Annotated in this window: 18 protein-coding genes and 1 pseudogene; 9 read left to right on the plus strand and 10 right to left on the minus strand. The window is 73.3% G+C overall.

All coding sequences use genetic code 11. The features are described from left to right. From MRBLMG1_RS21350 to MRBLMG1_RS21365, 4 genes and pseudogenes are all read right to left on the minus strand, one after another. Positions 1 to 1,467, minus strand: a 1,467-nt coding sequence (locus MRBLMG1_RS21350; protein ID WP_367825694.1) for a DEAD/DEAH box helicase, incomplete at its 3' end; no start/stop codon positions are given. A gap of 292 nt (positions 1,468 to 1,759) precedes the next feature. After that, positions 1,760 to 2,380, minus strand: coding sequence for a TetR/AcrR family transcriptional regulator (locus MRBLMG1_RS21355; protein ID WP_367825695.1), 621 nt, complete (start codon positions 2,378 to 2,380; stop codon positions 1,760 to 1,762). Between the two features lie 55 nt (positions 2,381 to 2,435). Beyond that, positions 2,436 to 2,951, minus strand: a complete 516-nt coding sequence (locus MRBLMG1_RS21360; RefSeq protein ID WP_367825696.1) for a pyridoxamine 5'-phosphate oxidase family protein — start codon at positions 2,949 to 2,951, stop codon at positions 2,436 to 2,438. Between the two features lie 254 nt (positions 2,952 to 3,205). Next, positions 3,206 to 3,577: pseudogene (locus MRBLMG1_RS21365) on the minus strand (VOC family protein); the annotation flags it as partial. On the opposite strand from MRBLMG1_RS21365, the gene MRBLMG1_RS21370 reads away from it, so the two are divergent. Beyond that, positions 3,576 to 3,779, plus strand: coding sequence for a hypothetical protein (locus MRBLMG1_RS21370; RefSeq protein WP_367825770.1), 204 nt, complete (start codon positions 3,576 to 3,578; stop codon positions 3,777 to 3,779). The pseudogene MRBLMG1_RS21365 and the gene MRBLMG1_RS21370 sit on opposite strands and share 2 nt — an antisense overlap. Here MRBLMG1_RS21370 and MRBLMG1_RS21375 read toward each other — a convergent pair. The 3 genes from MRBLMG1_RS21375 to MRBLMG1_RS21385 form a co-directional block, all read right to left on the minus strand. After that, positions 3,774 to 4,493, minus strand: a complete 720-nt coding sequence (locus MRBLMG1_RS21375) for a VWA domain-containing protein (RefSeq protein WP_367825697.1) — start codon at positions 4,491 to 4,493, stop codon at positions 3,774 to 3,776. The genes MRBLMG1_RS21370 and MRBLMG1_RS21375 overlap by 6 nt on opposite strands. Further along, on the minus strand, positions 4,484 to 4,606 hold the full coding sequence (locus MRBLMG1_RS21380) for a hypothetical protein (protein WP_367825698.1): 123 nt from the start codon (positions 4,604 to 4,606) through the stop codon (positions 4,484 to 4,486). The genes MRBLMG1_RS21375 and MRBLMG1_RS21380 overlap by 10 nt, the downstream gene beginning before the upstream one ends. Before the next feature lie 102 nt (positions 4,607 to 4,708). Then, the gene (locus MRBLMG1_RS21385; RefSeq protein WP_367825699.1) at positions 4,709 to 4,867 is read right to left on the minus strand and encodes a hypothetical protein; all 159 of its coding nucleotides are present in this window, start codon (positions 4,865 to 4,867) and stop codon (positions 4,709 to 4,711) included. Between the two features lie 657 nt (positions 4,868 to 5,524). Here MRBLMG1_RS21385 and MRBLMG1_RS21390 point away from each other — a divergent pair. After that, positions 5,525 to 5,977, plus strand: a complete 453-nt coding sequence (locus tag MRBLMG1_RS21390) for a hypothetical protein (RefSeq protein ID WP_367825700.1) — start codon at positions 5,525 to 5,527, stop codon at positions 5,975 to 5,977. A gap of 140 nt (positions 5,978 to 6,117) precedes the next feature. Here the strand turns inward: MRBLMG1_RS21390 and MRBLMG1_RS21395 are convergent, their stop codons facing one another. From MRBLMG1_RS21395 to MRBLMG1_RS21405, 3 genes are all read right to left on the minus strand, one after another. After that, entirely contained in the window at positions 6,118 to 7,578 is a 1,461-nt protein-coding gene (locus MRBLMG1_RS21395; RefSeq protein ID WP_367825701.1) for a glutamate synthase subunit beta, read from the minus strand. Then, positions 7,571 to 12,130, minus strand: coding sequence for a glutamate synthase large subunit (gene gltB / locus MRBLMG1_RS21400; protein ID WP_367825702.1), 4,560 nt, complete (start codon positions 12,128 to 12,130; stop codon positions 7,571 to 7,573). Before gltB ends, MRBLMG1_RS21395 begins: the two co-directional genes overlap by 8 nt. Before the next feature lie 562 nt (positions 12,131 to 12,692). Beyond that, positions 12,693 to 13,421, minus strand: a complete 729-nt coding sequence (locus tag MRBLMG1_RS21405) for a VIT1/CCC1 transporter family protein (RefSeq protein WP_367825703.1) — start codon at positions 13,419 to 13,421, stop codon at positions 12,693 to 12,695. 254 nt (positions 13,422 to 13,675) lie between these two features. Between MRBLMG1_RS21405 and MRBLMG1_RS21410 the strand changes: the two genes are divergently transcribed. From MRBLMG1_RS21410 to MRBLMG1_RS21440, 7 genes are all read left to right on the plus strand, one after another. After that, the gene (locus tag MRBLMG1_RS21410; RefSeq protein ID WP_367825704.1) at positions 13,676 to 14,674 is read left to right on the plus strand and encodes an ADP-ribosylglycohydrolase family protein; all 999 of its coding nucleotides are present in this window, start codon (positions 13,676 to 13,678) and stop codon (positions 14,672 to 14,674) included. 296 nt (positions 14,675 to 14,970) lie between these two features. After that, positions 14,971 to 16,260: an ADP-ribosylglycohydrolase family protein gene (locus tag MRBLMG1_RS21415; RefSeq protein WP_414721624.1), complete on the plus strand. Its 1,290-nt coding sequence runs from the start codon at positions 14,971 to 14,973 to the stop codon at positions 16,258 to 16,260. Next, positions 16,211 to 17,392, plus strand: a complete 1,182-nt coding sequence (locus MRBLMG1_RS21420) for an ADP-ribosylglycohydrolase family protein (RefSeq protein ID WP_367825706.1) — start codon at positions 16,211 to 16,213, stop codon at positions 17,390 to 17,392. Before MRBLMG1_RS21415 ends, MRBLMG1_RS21420 begins: the two co-directional genes overlap by 50 nt. Continuing rightward, a complete protein-coding gene (locus MRBLMG1_RS21425) occupies positions 17,389 to 18,789 on the plus strand; it encodes an ADP-ribosylglycohydrolase family protein (RefSeq protein WP_367825707.1) in 1,401 nt (466 codons plus the stop codon). The genes MRBLMG1_RS21420 and MRBLMG1_RS21425 overlap by 4 nt, the downstream gene beginning before the upstream one ends. Beyond that, positions 18,786 to 19,706, plus strand: a complete 921-nt coding sequence (gene rbsK, locus MRBLMG1_RS21430) for a ribokinase (protein ID WP_367825708.1) — start codon at positions 18,786 to 18,788, stop codon at positions 19,704 to 19,706. Before MRBLMG1_RS21425 ends, rbsK begins: the two co-directional genes overlap by 4 nt. Continuing rightward, the gene (locus MRBLMG1_RS21435) at positions 19,703 to 20,938 is read left to right on the plus strand and encodes a CaiB/BaiF CoA transferase family protein (RefSeq protein ID WP_367825709.1); all 1,236 of its coding nucleotides are present in this window, start codon (positions 19,703 to 19,705) and stop codon (positions 20,936 to 20,938) included. The genes rbsK and MRBLMG1_RS21435 overlap by 4 nt, the downstream gene beginning before the upstream one ends. A gap of 8 nt (positions 20,939 to 20,946) precedes the next feature. Next, positions 20,947 to 21,771, plus strand: coding sequence for an HpcH/HpaI aldolase/citrate lyase family protein (locus tag MRBLMG1_RS21440; protein WP_367825710.1), 825 nt, complete (start codon positions 20,947 to 20,949; stop codon positions 21,769 to 21,771). Positions 21,772 to 21,790 lie beyond the last annotated feature (19 nt).

The raw sequence follows: 21,790 nt of genomic DNA on the forward strand, positions 1-21,790 counted from the left end.
GCCGCGGCCCGCGGCCGTACCGGAGCCGGAGGAGCGGCCCGCACCCGCGGCCGCACCGCCGGAACCGCCGCGACGGCGGCGGCCGCCGCCGGTTCCCGCCGCGTTGCGCGGCGGGGTCGGCTGCGGGGTCTCGATGACGACGGGGACGCCCGAGGGCTCCCGGGCGCCGGTCAGCTCGACGAGCTGCTCGTCGCTGGACTTGATCTGCGCGGTGCGGGGGCTGATGCCCGCGTTCGACATGAGCCGGCCCATGTCGCGCTTCTGCTCGGGCAGGACCAGGGTGAAGACGCTGCCGGACTCGCCGGCGCGGGCCGTGCGGCCGCCGCGGTGCAGGTAGTCCTTGTGGTCGATCGGCGGGTCGACGTTCACGACCATGTCGAGGTCGTCGACGTGGATGCCGCGCGCCGCCACGTTCGTCGCGACCAGCGTGGTGACCTGGCCGGTCTTGAACTGGTCCAGGGTCCGGTTGCGCTGCGGCTGCGAGCGGCCGCCGTGCAGGCCGGAGGCGCGGACGCCGTTGGCGAGGAGCCGCTTGACCAGCCGGTCCACGGACCGCTTGGTGTCCATGAAGAGGATCGTCCGGCCGTCGCGGGCCGCGATCCGCAGCGTGACGGCCTTCTTGTCGGTCTCGTCGGCCACGTACAGGACGTGGTGCTCCATGGTGGTGACCGCGCCGGCCGACGGGTCGACGGAGTGCACGACGGGGTCGTCGAGGAACATCTTGACGAGCTTGTCGATGTTCCGGTCGAGGGTGGCCGAGAAGAGCAGCCGCTGACCGCCGGGCTCGACCTGCTTCAGAAGCTTCGTGACCTGCGGCAGGAAGCCCATGTCGGCCATCTGGTCGGCCTCGTCGAGGACCGTGATCGCGACCTGGTCGAGCCGGCAGTCGCCCCGCTCGATGAGGTCGTGGAGGCGGCCCGGGGTGGCGATGAGGACCTCGGCACCGCGCCGCAGCGCGGACGACTGCCGGGAGATCGACATGCCGCCGACGACGGTGGTGAGCCGCAGCCGCAGCGCGCCGGCGTACGGCGTGAGGGCGTCGGTCACCTGCTGGGCGAGCTCGCGGGTGGGCACCAGGACCAGCGCGAGGGGCGCGGTCGGCTCGGCGCGGCGGCCCGCGGTGCGGGCGAGGAGCGCGAGGCCGAAGGCGAGGGTCTTGCCGGAGCCCGTACGCCCCCGGCCGAGCACGTCACGGCCGGCCAGCGAGTTCGGCAGCGTCGCCGCCTGGATCGGGAACGGCTCCGTGACGCCCTGCTCGCCGAGGATCCGCAGCAGGCCCTCGGGCATGTCGAGGTCGGCGAAGGAGGCCACCGCGGGGAGCGCGGGCGTCACCGACTCCGGCGGCGTGAACTCGGCCGGCGGCGGGGGCGCCGTGGGACGGCGGCCGCCGCGGGCTCCCTTCGGCTGCGACGTGGACTTCGCCTGCGTGCTGCGGGGGCTGCGCTTGGGGCGTTCGGAGCGGGTCATGCGTGCCTTCCTGGCCGGTGCTCGCGGCACAGCCGGGGCCCGCACCTGCACGGCGCGGGCCCCGGCTGCTCTACCCGGAACACGAGATACGGGCCCCGGCTGTCTCTCCCGGAACACGCTGAACGAGCCCCGGATGTCTCTACCGGAACAATAGTGCGCCTCAGGACCTTCCCGCCCCGCCCGCCCGATGCCCGGACGGATCAGCCCAGCCCAGACCGGTCCGACGTGGGCGACCTCACAGCGCGGCCGGGCGGACCGGGGTCCGCCGCGGCCGGGGCGGACGGGGGTCCGGTCAGGCGTTCCGTACGGCGATCCCGTCCAGAACCATCGACAGGTACTGCCGCGCGATCTCCTCGGGGCTGTGCAGGCCGCCCGGCCGGTACCAGGACGCGGCGACCCACACGGTGTCGCGGACGAACCGGTAGGTGAGGCGGACGTCCAGGTCGGCGCGGAAGACCCCGTCGGCGACGCCGCGCTCCAGCGTGCCGAGCCAGGCCTTCTCGAAGCGGCGCTGCGAGTCGGTGAGGTAGTGGAAGCGGGGCTGGTCGGTGAGGTGCCGGGACTCCTTCTGGTAGATGGCGACGGCGGCGCGGTGCCGGTCGATCTCGCGGAAGGACTCGGTGACGAGGGCCTCGATGGTCTCCCGGGGGCCGAGGCCGGCGTCGAGGACGGCGTCGTAGCCCTCCCACAGCTCGTTCAGGAAGCCGGAGAGGATCTCGTCGAGCATCGACTCCTTGGAGTCGAAGTGGTAGTAGAGGCTGCCGGCGAGCATCCCGGCGGCGTCCGCGATCTTGCGGACGGTGGTGGCGTTGTACCCCTGGGCGGCGAACACCTCGGCCGCCGTGTCGAGGAGTTCCCGGCGCCGCTCGGGTGCGGCGGCGTTCACCTGCTTCTTCTTCTTGGTCGTCGGCACGTGCCCATTCTGGGCCCACCCGCGCCGGGCCATGACGCCCGGCCGCCGGCCCGGCTCAGTCGTCCTGGCGCGGCGGGCTGTCGTCGTTGCCGCGCCGGATCGTCCGGGACGGGCGTCCCGGCGCCCAGGTGCGGAGGACGATCTCGTCGCCGTCGACCCAGGTGCGGACGATCTCGGCCGGCTCCACCCGGAAGAGGTGGAAGGGCTGGGGGGCGCCCGCGGCGGCCACGTACCGCCCGACGGTCTCCGGGTCGGTCACCTCGACCGCACGCCCGGAGACGCGGACGTCCCCGCCGCCCATGCCGGTGCCGGCGCCCGGGTTGGCGAGCAGCGCGAAGCGGGGGTCCCGGCGCAGGTCGAGCGCCTTGCGGGAGTTCGGCATCATGCCGAACCAGAGCTCGCCGAAGCGGAAGTCGGCCTCGATGCCGCTGAGCCGCGGCGAGCCGTCCTTCCGTACGGTGGCGAGGGCGTGGTGCGTGAACTGCCCGAAGCGTTCCCGCACGGTCGCGGCGAACTCGGGTTCGGCGGCCTCGAATGCCGACCAGGTGGTTCCGGTTCCGGTGTCTCCCATACGTCCAGGAAACACCGGATACCCGTCACCTCCTGTCCGGATTACTCCGGGCGGGCGGGAGAGCGCGATACGCAGGTGGTCGCGGGGGCCCGTAGCGGCGCTCAGACCGTGGCGACACTCGGCCGATCACCGGTCGCGGCGCTCGGGCGGTCGCGGCGGCGCTCGTCCGGCCACCGGTCACCGGTCGCAGCGCTCGGCCGGTCGCGGCGGCGCTCGGCCGGTCGCCGCCCGGCCCGTATCGGCGGTCAGGCCGTGGCGGCGCGCTCCGCCTTGCTGCGCTCGACGCAGAACTCGTTGCCCTCGGGGTCCGTGAGGGTCGCCCAGCCGGTGCCGTCCGGGTTCCGGTGGTCCTCGAAGAGCGTCGCGCCGAGGGCGAGCAGCCGCTCGACCTCCTCGTCGCGCGTGCGGTCCTGCGGCTGGAGGTCGAGGTGGACGCGGTTCTTCACCGCCTTCGGCTCGGGCACCTGGATGAAGAGGATGTTCGCGCCGGGCGATTCGACGAGCGCCTCCGGGTCACCGGGCTGGTCGTCGTCGGAGACCTTGGAGTCGAGCGCTCCCGCCCAGAAGGTCGCCAGGGCGTAGGCGTCGGCGCAGTCGATGGTCACGTGTCGCACGAGAGAAGTCATGGACCACATGATCGCCCTCAACCACCCGCGCGGGCCAGCGGATTACCGCCTCCGCCGGCCCCGTACCGAGCGGATCGACCTCCTCTGCCTCCACCGCGTCGACGAGACCGTCCCGCTCGCCGACCAGGCCGGCGCCCTGCCCGTCACCGACGAGCGGTTCGCCCGCCTCGACGAGGAGGTCGCGGCGGCATCGGGCTCATGACCGGACGATGCCCTGGGCGCGGGCCGCGGCCAGCCACGCGGGGAAGTCGCCGACGATCCTGTCGTACAACTCCGCGTCCGGTACCCGGTTCGGATCCTGGCCCGCGTGGAAGAAGCCCGCGTTGTCGACGGGCCGCTTCGCCGGCACGGCCAGCTCGTCGAGCCTGCGCAGGAACTCGAACTGCCGGCTTCCCGGGTCGCCGAAGCCGATGAACTGCCAGAAGATCGGCAACCGGGCCGCCTTGCAGACGTACCGCTCCGCCGCCAGCTTGTTGATCGGCCCCCCGTCGGTCTGGAAGACGACCAGCGCGGGCGCGGTGGAACCGCTGTCCAGGTAGTGGTCGATGACGGCGTCCATCGCGAGGTGGTAGCTCGTCTTCCCCATGTGCCCGAGCCCGGCGACGATCCGGTCGATGCTCCCCGCGTGAGCGTCGAGACGGATGTCGGTCTCGGCGTCGATGTCGGTCGAGAAGAAGACCACCGGCACCCGGCCGTCGTCGTCGAAGTGCGCCGACAGACCCAGCACCCGGTCCGCCAGCGCCTGGACGCTGCCGTTGTTGTAGTACGGCTTCATCGACCCCGAGTAGTCGACCACCAGGTACACGGCGACCCGCTGCCCGCCGATCCCGTGCCGCTGGAGCGACGCCCCCGCCGACTTGTACAGGCTGACGAGCGCGGGCGCGGTCTCCTCGACCTTCCGCAGGCTCAGTGCCATGGACGCTTCCTCTCCCACTCCTCGATGTCCGCGAGCATGGCGTCGGCCAGGTCGCGCTCGGCCGTGGCGAACCGCTCGGCCCAGACGACGGTGAGCCGGGGGCACGCCCACACCTCGTCGGCGATCCGGTAGACGCGCGAGTCGCGCGTGCCCGTCTCCGGGGGGACCAGGCGCGAGGTGGCGTAGCCGGCGTTCTCCAGCCGCTTGAGCTCGCCCTAGACCTGGCTGAACGACAGGCTCCAGCAGAAGAGGCCGAGCGACCGCCCCGCCCACTTCCTGACGTCGCAGCCGGACGACTCCCGCCCGAAGGAAAGCAGTCCGAGCACCGCCCAGCTCGTCGCCGGCAGCCCCGTCACCGCCCCTCCCTCCGCCACGGACGGCAGTCTACGGCTCCACCCTCCTCCACCCATGCCTGCTAGAAGCATTTCGATCAGGCCGGCTCACGACACGTCTCCACCGAGGTCACCGACCACTCATCACCCCAACCACCCCTGTCCGGCACCCCCGTTCTGGAATCATGGACGTCCGGCGGGGCCAGGCAGGGGAGTTGGGGGCGCGGGTGGGCACGGCGACGGACACGGCCGAGGAGCAGGCGACCGGAAGAAGGCGGGCGCTGCTCATCGGAGTGGGCCCGCACCGACGAGCCGCCCACCGCCTCGCAGCCGCGTCTGACGCGCCTCGTTTTCCCACCACCACTGGAGGCCCGCGCACATGAGTTCCGTTGTTCCCTACCGCGTCACGGACCGGCCGTTGACCTCGCCCGTCACCACGTTCCTGTGGGAGTCGCGGGGAGGGGGGCGGGTGGAGGCGTCGGGTGAGTGTCCGGAGTGCCGGTGTGTGACGAGGCGGGTGTGGGAGGACGTGCAGTACGTGACGAAGGGACCGGGGTCGTCGCGGGGGCTGGGGTCGGAGGACGCGACGCCGAGGTACGCGCGGTGTGCGTGTGAGACGTGGCATGTGGACCGGCCGGCGGGGGTCGAGCTGGGGTGCGGGGCGTCGTTCTGGATCGCGCGGCCGCGGGGGAACGGGCGGTGAACGAGTTCACGCCCGCGGAGCTGCGGGACGCCGACGAGCGCGTACTGGCGATGGCGACGCCGCCCGAGCAGCTGAGGGCGGCGCTTCAGCAGGCGGAGGGGTACCGGAACTTCCTGGCCACGCTCACCGGGCTGCTGACCGTGGTGTTCGTGCTCAAGGGGCAGGAGAACCTGAGCAAGATGACCACCGGGCCGCGGTGGTGGGTGATCGGACTGCTCGCGGGGGCGTTCCTGCTGCTCCTGCTCGCGTCGTGGCTGATGGTGGCGGCCGTGCACGAGTCGCCGGGCCGGACGCTGCGGTCGGGGGCCGAGGATCTGCTGCGGTACGAGAGGCGGCGGGCGAAGGCCGTGCGGCGGATGACGGGGTGGGCGCGGTGGATGGGCCTCGCGGGGGTCCTGGCGGTGTCGACGGCGTCGCTGCTGACGTGGATCTTTCCCGGGAAGAGCTAGAGGGCCGGGAGGGGTCCGCGGGGGCGCGCGTCCGGTGCCGGGACGCGCATCGGCGCCCTCCCAGTCGTCCGGTCGGGGACATTCGGGGGGCGCCGCGCTCAGTTCCGTACGTCGTTGTACGGGACGTTTTCGGGGTCCGATCAGACCATCAGGGAACGGTCCGTCGGGCGGATCGGGGCCGGCAGGGAGCTGGCTCCGGTCAGGTAGCGGTCCACGCCACGGGCGGCGGAGCGGCCCTCGGCGATGGCCCACACGATGAGGGACTGGCCGCGGCCGGCGTCACCGGCGACGTAGACGCCATCGACGTTGGTGGCGAAGTCCGCGTCACGGGCGATGTTACCCCGCTCGTCGAGGTCCAGACCAAACTGGGAGACGAGGCCGTTCTCCACGTCCGTGCCGGTGAAGCCCATGGCGAGCGTGACCAGCTGGGCGGGGATCCTGCGCTCGGTGCCCGGCTTCTGGGTGAGCTTGCCGTCCACGAACTCGACCTCGATGAGGTGGAGGAACTGGACGTTGCCGTCCTCGTCGCCCTCGAAGTGGGTGGTGGAGACGGAGTAGACCCGCTCGCCGCCCTCCTCGTGCGCCGAGGTGACCTTGTAGAGCATGGGGAAGGTCGGCCAGGGCTGGCCGGGGTTCCGCTCCTCGCCCGGCTTGGGCATGATCTCCAGCTGCGTGACCGAGGCCGCGCCCTGGCGGTGGGCCGTGCCGACGCAGTCGGCGCCGGTGTCGCCGCCGCCGATGACGACGACGTGCTTGCCCTCGGCGGTGATCGGCGGGGCCACGAAGTCGCCCTCGACGACCTTGTTGGCCAGCGGCAGGTACTCCATCGCCTGGTGGATGCCGGCCAGCTCACGGCCCGGGACGGGCAGGTCGCGGGCGGTGGTGGCGCCGGCGGCGATGACGACCGCGTCGTACCGGTTGCGCAGCGCCGTGGCCGGCATGTCGCGGCCGATCTCGACGCCGGTGCGGAACTTGGTGCCCTCCGCGCGCATCTGCTCGATGCGGCGGTTGATGTGCCGCTTCTCCATCTTGAACTCGGGGATGCCGTACCGGAGGAGGCCGCCGATGCGGTCCGCGCGCTCGTAGACGGCGACGGTGTGGCCGGCCCGGGTCAGCTGCTGGGCGGCGGCCAGACCGGCCGGGCCGGAGCCGATGACGGCGACGGTCTTGCCGGAGAGGCGCTCGGGCGCCTGCGGCTTGACGTCGTTGGCGTCCCAGGCCTTGTCGATGATGGAGACTTCGACGTTCTTGATGGTGACGGCCGGCTGGTTGATGCCGAGCACGCACGCCGACTCGCACGGAGCCGGGCACAGGCGGCCGGTGAACTCCGGGAAGTTGTTGGTGGCGTGCAGTCGCTCCTGCGCCGCCGACCAGTCCTCGCGGTAGGCGTAGTCGTTCCACTCGGGGATGAGGTTCCCGAGGGGGCAGCCGTTGTGGCAGAACGGGATGCCGCAGTCCATGCAGCGGCCGGCCTGCTTGCTGATGATCGGCAGCAGGGAGCCGGGGACGTAGACCTCGTTCCAGTCCCGGACGCGCTCGCTCACCGGTCGGGTCTGGGCGACTTCACGCCCGGTGGTCAGGAAGCCCTTGGGGTCAGCCATGGGACGCAGCCTCCATCATCTTCTCGGTGGTCTCGGTCTCGGAGAGACCTGCGAGCTCAGCGGCGTCCTTGGCGGCGAGCACTGCCTTGTACGTGGTGGGGATGATCTTGCTGAACCGGGCCGCCGCGGCGTCCCAGTCGGCGAGGAGCTTCTCGGCGACCGTGGAGCCGGTCTCCTCGAAGTGGCGGCGCACGACGTCGTGCAGCTGCGCCTTGTCGGTGTCCGACAGGGCCTCGATCGCCTGCAGGTTGCCGGAGTTGACGTTGTCCCGGTCGAGGTCGACGACGTAGGCGACGCCGCCGGACATGCCGGCCGCGAAGTTGCGTCCGGTCTCGCCGAGGACGACGGCCGTACCGCCGGTCATGTACTCGCAGCCGTGGTCGCCCACGCCCTCGGAGACGACGAGGGCGCCGGAGTTGCGGACGCAGAAGCGCTCGCCGGTGCGGCCGCGGAGGAAGAGCTCGCCGCCGGTCGCGCCGTATCCGATGGTGTTGCCCGCGATGGTCGAGTACTCGGCCAGGTGGTCGGCGCCGCGGTCCGGGCGGACGACGACGCGGCCGCCGGAGAGGCCCTTGCCGACGTAGTCGTTGGCGTCGCCCTCCAGGCGGAGGGTGACGCCGCTCGGCAGGAAGGCGCCGAACGACTGGCCGGCGGAGCCGGTGAAGGTGATGTCGATGGTGTCGGCCGGGAGGCCGGCGCCGCCGAACTTCTTCGTCACCTGGTGGCCGAGCATGGTGCCGACCGTGCGGTTGATGTTGCGGATGGCGACCTGGGCGCGGACCGGCTGGGCCTCTTCGGCGGTGGCCGCGTTGAGGGCCTCGGCGGCGAGCTGGATCAGCTCGTTGTCGAGGGCCTTCTCCAGGCCGTGGTCCTGCTCGATCCGGGCGTGGCGGACCGCGCCCTCGGGCAGTTCCGGCACGTAGAAGAGCGGCTCCAGGTCGAGACCCTGCGCCTTCCAGTGCGTGACGGCGCGGCTGGTGTCGAGGAGCTCGGCGTGGCCGACGGCCTCTTCGAGGGTGCGGAAGCCCAGCTCGGCGAGGATCTCGCGGACCTCCTCGGCGATGAACTCGAAGAAGTTGACGACGAACTCGGCCTTGCCGGAGAAGCGGTCGCGCAGGACCGGGTTCTGGGTGGCGATGCCGACCGGGCAGGTGTCCAGGTGGCAGACGCGCATCATGACGCAGCCGGAGACGACGAGCGGCGCGGTCGCGAAACCGAACTCCTCGGCGCCGAGGAGCGCGGCGATGACGACGTCGCGGCCGGTCTTGAGCTGGCCGTCGGTCTGGACGACGATCCGGTCGCGCAGGCCGTTGAGCAGCAGCGTCTGCTGGGTCTCGGCGAGGCCGAGCTCCCAGGGACCGCCGGCGTGCTTGAGCGAGGTGAGCGGCGAGGCGCCCGTTCCGCCGTCGTGGCCGGAGATGAGGACGACGTCAGCGTGGGCCTTGGAGACACCGGCGGCGACCGTGCCGACGCCGACCTCGGAGACCAGCTTCACGTGGATGCGGGCGACCGGGTTGGCGTTCTTGAGGTCGTGGATCAGCTGGGCCAGGTCCTCGATGGAGTAGATGTCGTGGTGCGGCGGCGGCGAGATGAGGCCGACGCCGGGCGTCGAGTGACGCGTCTTGGCGACCCACGGGTAGACCTTGTGGCCGGGCAGCTGGCCGCCCTCGCCGGGCTTGGCGCCCTGGGCCATCTTGATCTGGATGTCGTCGGCGTTGACCAGGTACTCGCTGGTGACGCCGAAGCGGCCGGAGGCGACCTGCTTGATCGCGGAGCGGCGTGCCGGGTCGTAGAGGCGGTCCGGGTCCTCGCCGCCCTCGCCGGTGTTGGACTTGGCGCCCAGCTGGTTCATGGCGATGGCGAGGGTCTCGTGCGCCTCGCGGGAGATGGAGCCGTACGACATGGCGCCGGTGGAGAAGCGCTTGACGATCTCGGAGACCGGCTCGACCTCGTCGATCGAGATCGCTTCCCGCTCCGAGGAGAAGCCGAAGAGGCCGCGGAGCGTCATGAGGCGCTCGGACTGCTCGTTCACCCGCTCCGTGTACTTCTTGAAGATGTCGTACCGCTTGTTGCGCGTGGCGTGCTGCAGGCGGAAGACGGTCTCCGGGTCGAACAGGTGCGGCTCGCCCTCGCGGCGCCACTGGTACTCGCCGCCGATCTCCAGGGCGCGGTGCGCCGAGGGGACGCCGGAGACGGGGTACGCCTTGGCGTGGCGGGCGGCGACCTCCTTGGCGACGACGTCGAGGCCGGCGCCGCCGATCTTGGTGGCCGTGCCGTTGAAGTAGGTGGCGACGAAGGTCTCGTCGAGGCCGACGGCCTCGAAGACCTGGGCGCCGCGGTAGGAGGCGACGGTGGAGATGCCCATCTTGGACATGACCTTGAGGACGCCCTTGCCGAGCGCGTAGATCAGGTTCCGGATGGCCTGCTCGGGCTCCAGGTCCTCGATGAAGGTGCCGGCGCGGACCAGGTCCTCGACGGACTCCATGGCGAGGTACGGGTTGACCGCCGCGGCGCCGTAGCCGATGAGCAGGGCGACGTGGTGGACCTCGCGGACGTCACCGGCCTCGACGAGCAGACCCACCTTGGTGCGCTGCTTGGTGCGGATGAGGTGGTGGTGGACGGCCGCGGTGAGCAGCAGCGAGGGGATCGGCGCGTGCTCGGCGTCGGAGTGCCGGTCGGAGAGCACGATGAGGCGGGCGCCGCCCTCGATGGCGGTGTCGGCCTCGGCGCAGATGGCGTCGATGCGGGCGGCGAGGGCGTCGCCGCCGCCGGAGACCCGGTAGAGGCCGGAGAGGGTCGCGGCCTTCATGCCGGGCATGTCGCCGTCGGCGTTGATGTGGATGAGCTTGGCCAGCTCGTCGTTGTCGATCACCGGGAAGGGCAGGGTGACGCTGCGACACGACGAGGAGGTGGGCTCCAGCAGGTTGCTGCCGGGGCCGAGGGAGGAGCGGAGGCTCGTGACGAGCTCTTCGCGGATGGCGTCCAGCGGCGGGTTCGTGACCTGCGCGAACAGCTGCGTGAAGTAGTCGAAGAGCAGTCGCGGGCGGGCGGAGAGGGCCGCGATCGGCGAGTCCGTGCCCATGGAGCCGAGCGGCTCGCCGGCGGTGCGGGCCATCGGCGCGAGGATGAGGCGGAGCTCTTCCTCGGTGTAGCCGAAGGTCTGCTGGCGGCGGGTGACCGAGGCGTGGGTGTGCACGATGTGCTCGCGCTCGGGGAGGTCGGAGAGCTCGATCTCGCCGGTCTCCAGCCACTCCTCGTAGGGGTGCTCGGCGGCGAGGGCGGCCTTGATCTCGTCGTCCTCGACGATGCGGTGCTCGGCGGTGTCGACGAGGAACATCTTGCCGGGCTGGAGGCGGCCCTTGCGGACGACCTTGGCGGGGTCGATGTCGAGGACGCCGACCTCGGAGGAGAGGACGACGAGGCCCTCGTCGGTGACCCAGTAGCGGCCGGGGCGCAGGCCGTTGCGGTCGAGGACCGCGCCGACCTGGACGCCGTCGGTGAAGGTGACGCAGGCCGGGCCGTCCCAGGGCTCCATCATCGTGGAGTGGTACTGGTAGAAGGCGCGGCGGGCCGGGTCCATGGTCTCGTGGTTCTCCCACGCCTCCGGGACCATCATGAGGACCGCGTGCGGCAGGGAGCGGCCGCCGAGGTGGAGCAGCTCGAGGACCTCGTCGAAGGAGGCCGAGTCGGAGGCGTCCGGGGTGCAGATCGGGAAGATCCGCTCCAGGGAGCCCTCGCCGAAGGCGGTGGAGTCGAGCTGGGCCTCGCGGGCGGTCATCCAGTTCCGGTTGCCCTTGACGGTGTTGATCTCACCGTTGTGGGCGACGAAGCGGTACGGGTGGGCCAGCGGCCAGCTCGGGAAGGTGTTGGTGGAGAACCGGGAGTGGACCAGGGCCACGGCGGTGGCGCAGCGGCGGTCCGACAGGTCCGGGAAGAAGGGCTCCAGCTGGCCGGTGGTCAGCATGCCCTTGTAGACGATGGTGCGGGCGGAGAGCGACGGGAAGTAGGTCGCGGCCTCGCGCTCGGCGCGCTTGCGCAGCACGAACGCCTTGCGGTCCAGCGCGATGCCCGTGCTCTCGCCGTCGGCCACGAAGAGCTGGCGGAAGACCGGCATGGTGGCGCGGGCGGAGGCGCCGAGCAGCTCGGGGGCGACGGGGACCTCGCGCCAGCCGAGGACGGTGAGGTCCTCTTCGGCGGCGATCGTCTCGATCGTGGCGACGGTCTCGTCGGTGCCGTCCTCGGGGAGGAAGGCGATGCCGACGGCGTACGCGCCGGCCTCGGGGAGCTCGAATCCGGCGACCTCGCGGAGGAAGGCGTCCGGGACCTGGAGCAGGATGCCGGCGCCGTCACCGGAGTCGGGCTCGGAGCCGGTGGCGCCGCGGTGCTCGAGGTTGCGCAGTACGGTCAGCGCCTGCTCGACCAGCGCGTGGCTGGCTACACCGGTGAGGGTGGCCACGAACCCGACACCGCAGGCGTCGTGTTCGTTACGGGGGTCGTACATCCCCTGCGGAGCGGGGCGACCGTCCATGGGCGACCAGGCGTCGGAACGCATCGGCTCTCCCGTCGTCGTCGTGGCATATGCAGATACCGAGGGACGACGTTGGCCCTCCGCGAAATTTCGTGCAGGTTACATGATGGCTGGCTTCTCGCGAAGTGGATAGCTCATTCCAGCATGCGGACACCGCCGATACGGAGCGGTGGTGTGGGTTCACCTGTGGGGTGCGGGAACAGGGACTGTCCCGCGGGGGACGGATCGAGGGATTCGGAGGATCTCCGGATCTCCGGCGGTCCATCACTGGGCGGGCGACATTGCCTGCCTAGGGGGCTCCATTGCCCCGTGACGCTCATGCCTCATTCCCGTTGGTCACGAGTTCGAAACCGCCGAGTAACCGGCTACATATGTGGCGTCCCGCATAGTGTCTCATCGCGACGAAGGATCGGACCAGGGAGATACGTCACAGCCGTTCCATGGCCTACGTCCCGAAAAGTCGCCCCGAAAAGACCGAAAGGCCCCTCAAGGGGGCCTCCAGGTCTTCTGTACGGCTGCGAAATCCGTTCCGCCGCAGGTACGGGGTCCACCCGCCGCGGAATCCGCACGGGCGCGGCGTGCGGAGCTACAGCGCCGCCCCGAAGAGCATGCCGAGCCCGTACGTGACGGCCGCGGCGGCCCCGCCCAGGACGAGCTGGCGCATCCCGCTGAACAGCCAGCCGCGGGCGGTCACCCGCGCCACCAGGGCGCCGCAGGCGAAGAGGCCGAGGAGCGCGAGCAGCACCGCCGGCCACAGCGCGGTCGCGCCGAGCAGGTACGGCAGGACGGGGAGCAGCGCGCCGAGCGCGAAGGAGCCGAAGGACGAGACCGCGGCGACCATCGGCGACGGCAGGTCGTCCGGGTCGATGCCGAGCTCCTCGCGGGCGTGGATCTCCAGCGCCTGCTCGGGGTCCTTCGACAGCTGCAGGGCGACCTCGCGGGCGAGCGCGGGCTCGACGCCGCGGGAGACGTAGAGCGCGGCGAGCTCCTCCATCTCGTCGACCGGGTGCTTGCGCAACTGGCGGCGCTCGACGTCCAGTTCCGCCTGGACGAGCTCGCGCTGCGAGGCGACGGAGGTGTACTCGCCGGCGGCCATCGAGAAGGCGCCGGCCGCGAGTCCGGCGAGGCCGGTGATGATCACGGTCTGCGAGGAGACCGAGCCGCCCGCGACGCCGGTCATCAGGGCGAGGTTGGAGACGAGGCCGTCCATCGCCCCGAACACCGCCGGCCGGAGCCAACCGCCGTTCACGTCACGGTGGGTGTGGTTGTCGCGGTGGGCCTCGTGCAGCGGCGCCTGAGCTTCGATGATGGACATGGCTCTCCCCTCGTTTCGGCGGGCCGGGATGCACCCGCCGCCCCCAACATCCTCGAAAATACGCGCGATGTAAGGGGTCCGCCAGCAAGGCAGGCCGTACTTACTAAGGCCCCCCTCACTGGGCGCCCCGCATTCTGGCGGGGTGTCAGCCGGGTGACAGAGACGTTTCTTCGGCGAGTTCGCCGCCCGCGGTGGCACAGATCCAGGCATCGGGGCGCCGACCGCGCGCCTCCACCGGAGGAAGGGGCCGCGAGATGGTGACCACCACGGCATGCGACACGCGCGAACGGGCGAGGGGGGCGCTCCTCGGCCTCGCCGTCGGCGACGCGCTCGGCGCGCCCGCCGAGAACATGCGGCCCTCCGAGATCCGCCGCCGCTGGGGCCGCATCGAAGGCTTCGTCACGGAGAGCCCGGCCGGCACCGACGACACCGAGTACGCCATCTTCTCCGCCCTCCTCCTCGCCCGCCACGGATCCGCCCTCACCGTCCACCACGTCGAACGGGCCTGGCACCACTGGATCGCCGACCTCGACGAAGGCCCCTTCCGCGGCGCGGGCTTCTCCGAGCGCGGCACCCTGGAGAACCTCCGCCGCGGCCTCGCCGCCCCCATCTCCGCGCAGCACCGCCACGCCTGGAGCGACGGACTCGCCATGCGCGCCGCCCCCTTCGGCGTCTTCGCCGCCGGGCGCCCCGCGGAAGCCGCCCGCCTCGTCGCCATCGACGGCAGCGTCAGCCACGACGGCGAGGGCATCTACGGCGGCCAGGCCGTCGCGGCGGGCGTCGCGGCGGCGATGGGCGGCGCGGGCGTCACGTCCGTGATCGCGGCGGCCCTCTCCGTCGTCCCGATGGACTCCTGGACCGCCCGCTCCCTGCGCCGCGCCGTCGTCGCCGCCCAGCGCGTCCAGCCCGACCCGCTCACCCGCGAACGCCAGGTCCGCTCCGCCGTCGTCATCGGCGGCTACCCCTGGACGGACCTCGCCCCCGAGGCCGTCGGCCTCGCCTTCGGCGCCTTCGCCGCCGCCCGCGGCGACTTCCGCACGGCGGTCCTGACGGCGGTCAACATGGGCCGCGACGCCGACACCACGGCGGCGGTGGCGGGCGCCCTCGCCGGCGCGTCCGGCGGCCTCCGCTCCATCCCCGACGACTGGGCCTCCGCCATCGCCCCCGTCACCGGCAGCTGCCTCCCCTCCATGCGCGGCTACCACGTCCTCGACATCGCCGACCTACTCACCCCGGAGGCGGACACCCAATGACCACAAACCCCACCACCCCAACCCCCACCACCCCGCCCACCCCCGCCGCCTCTGCCGCGACCTCGGCCGCCCCCGCCACCTCTGCCGCGCCCTCGACCTCGGCCGCCGACACCGCCACCTCGACCTCGGCCGCCCCCGCCACCTCTGCCGCGCCCTCGACCTCGGCCGCCGACACCGCCACCTCGACCGCCCCCGCCCCCGCCGCCTCGGCCGCCCCCGCCCCCGCCGCCTCGGCCCTCGCCACCCCCACTGTGGGCAATCGTCCCGCAGGGCGGGACGGGTGGGCACAGCCCCCGATGCCGGGTCCCGGCCCTCTGTCCGGCACCCCGCAGGACCCACCGCCCGCCGCCCCCGTCCGCGGCACCGGCTCGTGGGGCGGCCCGCGCGCGCACCAGCCGGAGACCCCCGACCGGGCCGGGCGCGACGCGGTGGAGGGCCTGCTGCTCGGTATCGCCGCAGGCGACGCCGCGGGGTGGCCCGCCGCGCGCCACCGCGCCGCCCGGATGCCGGAGTGGACCCGCCGTCTCACGCGCGAACTCGACACCTTCGCGGAGCAGAACGCGACGACCACCCTCCCGGTCCCCATCGCCCTGAACCAGCCGCCCGAGCCGCTCCGCCTCGGCCCCTCGGACGACGCCGAGTGGGCGGTGTTCACCGCGGAGGCGGTGCTCGCCTCGGCGGGGCCGGTGTTCGCGGGCCTCCCCCCGGAGCGCCGGCTGCGGGCCGCCGTCGACCTGGCGTGGAACGCCCTCGCGGGCCAGGTCGCCGCCGCGGCCGACCGCGCGCCGGAGGTCGAGTCGGCCGTACTCCCCCTGCGTGCCCGGATCTCGGTCCGGGCGGGTCTCGGGAACCTCGCCACCGGCCTGCGCCCGCCCGCGACCGGCCACGACAACCCGCACTTCTTCGACGACGCGGCCTGCGTCCGCGCCGCGGTCCTCGCGGTGGTGCACCCCGGCGACCCGCGCGCCGCCGCCGAACTCGCCGAGTTCGACGCCCGGTACACGCAGGACGGCGACGGCGTGCACGGGGCGCGGGCGACGGCGGCGGCGGTCGCGGCGGCGCTGGGCGGGGCGACGGTGGAGGAGGCCGTCGAGGCGGCGCTCGCCGAACTCCCGCCGGTCACCGAGATCGGCCGCAACGCCCGGCACGCGCTGAAGCTGGCCGAGACCGCCGGCTCGGCGTTCGAACTGGTCCCTCTCCTGGAGCACCAGATCGTGGACCACGTCTACAGCTACGGCATCGCGGCCGCCGAGACCGTGCCCGTCGCCCTGGCCCTCGCGACGGCCGCCCGGGGCGAGATGGCGGCGGCGGTGCCGGCCGCCGCCTGCCTCTCCCGGGTCGCCGACTCGGCGCCGGCGCTCGCGGGTGCGCTCACCGGCGCGCTGGGCGGCGGCCGTTCGGTCCCGTCGAGTTGGCGGGACGCCTGCCGGACGCTGGCGGGCTGTGCGCTGCCCCGGCTCGCGGGTACGGACCTGGTGGAACTCGCCGGGCTGCTCGGAGCCACGGAACCGGCCGCCCCAGGTGGACAATTCCGGCATGACACCCACACAGGACGTGCCCGCGCCGGTCGGACCCCCTCTGGATGACCGGATCACCGGAAGCCTCCTCGGGGCCGCCGTCGGCGACGCGCTCGGCGGCCCCGTCGAGGGCTACACCCCCGAACAGATCCTGGAGCGCCACGGCGGCCGCGTCACCGGGATCGTCGGCCCCTGGAACGGCGGCGACTGGCGCACCGCCCGCCCCATCGCCCCGTACCACAAGGGCGACGGGCACGTCACCGACGACACCTTGATGACCCACGCGCTGATCCGGGTGTACGAGAAGGTCCGCGGCCACCTCGACGCGTACGCGGTCGCGGACCACCTCGTGCCCGAACTCATGGGCTCCCCCGTCTGGATCCCCGAGCTGGAGGCCGAGGCGCTCCCCCTCCAGCGGATCTTCCTCGCCGAGAAGTGGATCGTGACCCGGCTCCACTACGGCCACGTCGACCCGCGCGAGGCCGGCGGCGGCAACGTCGTCAACTGCGGCGCCGCGATGTACATGGCGCCCGTCGGGCTGGTCAACGCCGCCCACCCCGCCGCCGCGTACGCCGAGGCGATCGACCTCACCGGCGCCCACCAGTCCTCGTACGGCCGGGAGGCGGCGGGTGTGTTCGCCGCCGCGGTCGCGGCGGCCTGCGCCCCGGGCGCCACCCCGGCCTCGGTGGTCGGCGCGGCCCTCTCGCTCGCCAAGGACGGAACGCGCGCGGCGATCGACGCGGTCGCCGAAGTCGCCGCCGGCCACACGGACTTCGAATCCGCCCTCACCCCCCTCCGCAGGGCGGTCGCCCCCTTCGACTCGGTCGGCCCCGACTACCGCTCGCCCTCCCTCGGCGCCCGCCGCCCCTCCCGCCTCCACTCCATCGAGGAACTCCCGATCGCCCTGGGCATGCTGCTCGTCGGCGAGGGCGACTTCCGCCGTACGGTCCTCGGCGCCGTCAACTACGGCCGCGACTGCGACTCGATCGCCACGATGGCCGGCGCGATCGTCGGCGCGCTCCACGGCGAGTCCGCCGTCCCCTCCGACTGGGCGAAGCGGGTGGCCGAGGCGAGCCGCCTCGACCTGCACGCCCCCGCGGCGGCCCTCACCACGGTCGCCCGCGAGATCTTCGCCCGCGACACCGCGCTGCGTCGGGCCCACGAATCGGCCTTCGCGACCCTGACGAGCGCCGACCGGTGACGCTGCGCCTGACCTGGGTCCAGCCCGAGGACCTGGTGGGCCACGAGCTGCGGCAGGCGGCGGAGGACGGCCGCGACTCCCACGCCCTCGCGGCCCGCTGGGCGGCCGCGGGCGGCCCGCCCGCCCCGAGGTCGGCCGGTGCCTCGGAGACGCCCCGCCCGCACCTCCGTCCTCTGGCGGAGGAAATCCTGGACGCCTTGGCGACCCTTCCCGGCTCCCTGTCGGCCCTGGAACCCACGGCCTTCGGCGACATCACCGCCGCTGCGGCCCCCGCTTCTGCAAGAGGAGCGGCCTCCCCCCGGACGGAGCCCGGCGGGGCGACGCCCGGCGGGGAGGACACCGGGCTCCTGCAGCGGCTGCACGCCGCCTGGCTCGGCCGCGCCGCCGGCTGCCTCCTCGGCAAACCCGTCGAGAAGCTCCCCCTCCCCGCCATCCGGGCGCTCGCCCGGGCCGCCGGGAACTGGCCCCTCACCACGTGGTTCACCGCCCGCGGCGTCCCCGGGGAGCTGCTCGCGGCCCACCCCTGGAACCGCCGCTCCGCCGCCACCTCCCTCGCCGAGAACATCGACGGGATGCCGGAGGACGACGACCTGAACTACCCCCTCCTCGACCTGCTCCTCCTCCAGCGGTACGGGCGCGACTTCACCACCGCCGACGTCGCGCGCCTCTGGCTCGACGAGCTGCCCGCCGGCCGCACCTTCACGGCCGAGCGCGTCGCCTACCGCAACCTCCTCGACGGGATCGAACCCCCGCTGACCGCCCTCCACCGCAACCCGTTCCGCGAGTGGATCGGCGCCCAGATCCGGGCCGACGTGCACGGCTGGACGCATCCGGGCGACCCGTCCGCCGCGGCCGAGCAGGCGTACCGGGACGCGGCGCTCACCCACACGGCCAACGGGGTGTACGGCGCCATGTTCGTCGCGGCGACACTCGCCACGGCGGCGACCGGCACCGCCGACGTCCACCGGGCGCTCGCCACCGGACTGGCGGTGATCCCGCCGCGCTCCCGGCTGGCCGCGGCCGTCCGGCTCGGCATCGAGGCGGCCCGCGCCACACCCGACTTCGACGCCGTCGTGGACCGCCTGCACGCCGAGCTCGGCGGGTACCACTGGGTGCATGCCGTCCCCAACGCCGCCCTGGTCGCCGCCGCCCTCACCCACGGCGACGGCGACTTCTCGCGCTCGGTCTGCGCGGCGGTGTCGGGCGGTTGGGACACCGATTCCAACGGGGCGACCGCCGGTTCGGTCGCCGGTCTCCTCGCCGGGCACCCCGACCGGCTGCCGGAGCGCTGGACCGCTCCCCTCAAGAACCGTCTGGCGACGTCGGTCCCGTCCTTCGACGGCATCGGCTTCGACACTCTGGCCGAACTGACACACACGGAGGCAGTACGCCCATGACCAGCATCGTCGTGCTCGGCAGCACGAACATGGACCTCGTGGCCTTCGTGCCGAGGGCCCCGGCCCTCGGCGAGACGGTCACCGGCCGCTCGTTCCGCACGATCCCCGGCGGCAAGGGCGCCAACCAGGCCGTCGCCGCCGCGCGCGCGGGCGCCGAGGTCGCGATGATCGGCGCGGTCGGCGCGGACGACTTCGGGACACGGCTCCGCGCCACGCTCGAACACTGCGCGGTGGACACCGATCTCCTGCGCACCGCCGAGGGCTCCTCCGGAACGGCCCACATCGTCGTCGACGACGAGGGCGGCAACGCGATCGTCGTCGTCCCCGGCGCCAACGGCACCGTCACCTCCCTCACCCACGGCGACGAAGCCCTCATCGGCACCGCCGACACCCTGCTCCTCCAGCTCGAACTCCCCCTCCCCGTGGTCGTCGAGGGCGCCGTCACCGCCCGCCGGCTCGGCGTCCGCACGATCCTCACCCCCGCTCCCGTCCAGCCGCTGCCTCCGGAACTCCTCGCCGTCACCGACCTGCTGGTGCCCAACGAGCACGAGGCCGCCGCCCTCACCGGACTCACCGACCCGCGCGCGGCCGCCCAGGCGCTGCTGCGGCTCGTCCCCGAGGTGGTGATCACCCTGGGCGCGGCCGGCGGCCTCTACGCGGCCCGCGACGCCGAGCCGGTCACCGTCCCCGCCCCCCGGGTCAGGGCGGTGGACACCACGGCGGCCGGCGACACCTTCGTCGGCGCCCTCGCGGTCGCCCTCGGCGAGGGCCGCCCCGCCCCGGAGGCACTCGCCTGGGCGCAGGCCGCCGCCGCGCTCTCCGTCCAGCGCGAGGGCGCGTCGACGTCGATGCCGTACCGCGTCGAGATCGAGGCGGCGTTCCTCTCCCCCGACACCCTGGAGGCCGACTCCGCATGACCGTCCACGCACCGGCCACCGCGCCGACGAACCCCGCTCCCCCCGCCCAGGCGCCGCTCCAGGGACTGCGCGTCCTGGACCTCGCCACCCTCTTCGCCGGGCCGCTCGCGGCCATGATGCTCGGCGACTTCGGCGCCGACGTCGTCAAGGTCGAGCACCCCCGCAAGCCCGACCCGTCCCGCGGGCACGGCCCCGCCAAGGACGGCGTCGGTCTCTGGTGGAAGGTCCTGGGCCGCAACAAGCGGGCGATCACCCTGGACCTGTCGTCGCCCGGCGGTCGCGACACCCTGCTCGCGCTCGCCGCCGACGCGGACGTGATCGTGGAGAACTTCCGCCCCGGCACCCTGGAACGCTGGGGTCTGGGTTGGGAGGAGCTCTCCACCGTCAACCCGCGGCTGGTCCTCGCCCGGGTCACCGGCTTCGGCCAGTTCGGCCCGTACGCCCACCGGCCCGGCTTCGGCACCCTCGCCGAGGCCATGAGCGGCTTCGCCGCCATCACCGGCGAGCCCGAGGGCCCGCCCACCCTGCCTCCCTTCGGTCTGGCCGACTCGATCGCCGCCCTCGCCACCGCGTACGCCGTGATGACCGCGCTCACCGCCAGGACCACGACCGGCCGCGGCCAGGTCGTCGACATGGCGATCATCGAGCCGATGCTCGCCGTCATCGGACCCCACCCCCTCTGGTACGACCAGCTCGGTTACGTCCAGCCCCGGACCGGCAACCGCTCCCGCAACAACGCCCCGCGCAACACGTACCGGACCGCCGACGGTTCCTGGGTCGCCGTCTCCACCTCCGCCCAGTCGATCGCCGAGCGGGTGCTGCGCCTGGTCGGCCGCCCGGAGCTGATCGACGAGCCGTGGTTCGCCGACGGCACGGGCCGGGCCGCGCACGCGGACGTCCTGGACGAGGCGGTCGGCTCCTGGATCGCCCGCCACACCCGCGACGAGGCGATGGCGGCCTTCGAGAAGGCGGAGGCGGCCATCGCCCCGGTCTACGACATCCGGGACGTCGTCGCCGATCCGCAGTACCAGGCCCTCGGCACGGTCACCGAGGTGCAGGACCCCGAACTCGGCCCGATCAAGATGCAGAACGTCCTCTTCCGGCTCTCCGAGACCCCCGGCGCCATCCGCTGGCCCGGCCGTCCCCACGGCGCCGACACCACCACCGTCCTCACCGAACTCGGCCTCACCCCCGCCGAGATCGACGACCTCCGCGACCGGGGAGCGGTATGAGCGGCGGCATGACCGGGGTCGACGGTCTCGCCCGCGTCCGTACGCCCCTCACCTGGCTGTACGCCCCCGGCGACCGGCCCGAGGTCGTCGCCAAGGCCCTGTCGTCCGGCGCAGACGTCGTCATCGTCGACCTGGAGGACGCGGTCGCCCCGCACCGCAAGGCGTACGCCCTCGACGCCACGGCCGATCTGCTCGCCGACGCCCACCCCGTCCCGGTGCACGTCCGTGTCCACTCCCCGCACGACATCCCCACCCTGGCCCCCCTCCCCGGCCTCTGCGGTCTCCGTGTACCCAAGGTGACACACGCCACTGACATCCACCGGATCGCCGGACTCGCCCCCGGGCTCCCCCTCTACCCGCTCCTGGAGAACGCCCTCGCCGTGGAGCACGCGTACGCCATCGCCACCGCCCACCCGGCCGTGCGCGGCATCGCGCTCGGCGAGGCCGACCTCCGTGCCGACCTGGGGGTACGGGAGGACAGCGGGCTCGACTGGCCGCGCGGCCGGGTGGTGGTCGCGGCCCGAGCCGCGGGCCTCCCGCCGCCGGCCCAGTCGGTCCACCCCGACATCGGCGACCTGGACGCCCTGGCCGCCGGTTGCGCCCGGGGCCGGGCCATGGGCTTCCTCGGCCGGGCGGCGATCCACCCCCGTCAGCTCCCGGTCATCGAGCGGGCCTACCTGCCCACCCCGGAGGAGGTCGACGCGGCCCGGGAGGTCGTCACCGCGGCCGCCACCGACCAGGGCGCCCTGGCCCTCCCCGACGGCCGCTTCGTCGACGCGGCGGTGGTGCAGGGCGCCCACCGCGTCCTCGCCCTCGCCTCCCGCACGGCCTGACCCCGTACGCGAGAGGGCC

The organism is Streptomyces sp. LMG1-1-1.1, from assembly GCF_040815545.1.
GTDB lineage: Bacteria > Actinomycetota > Actinomycetes > Streptomycetales > Streptomycetaceae > Streptomyces.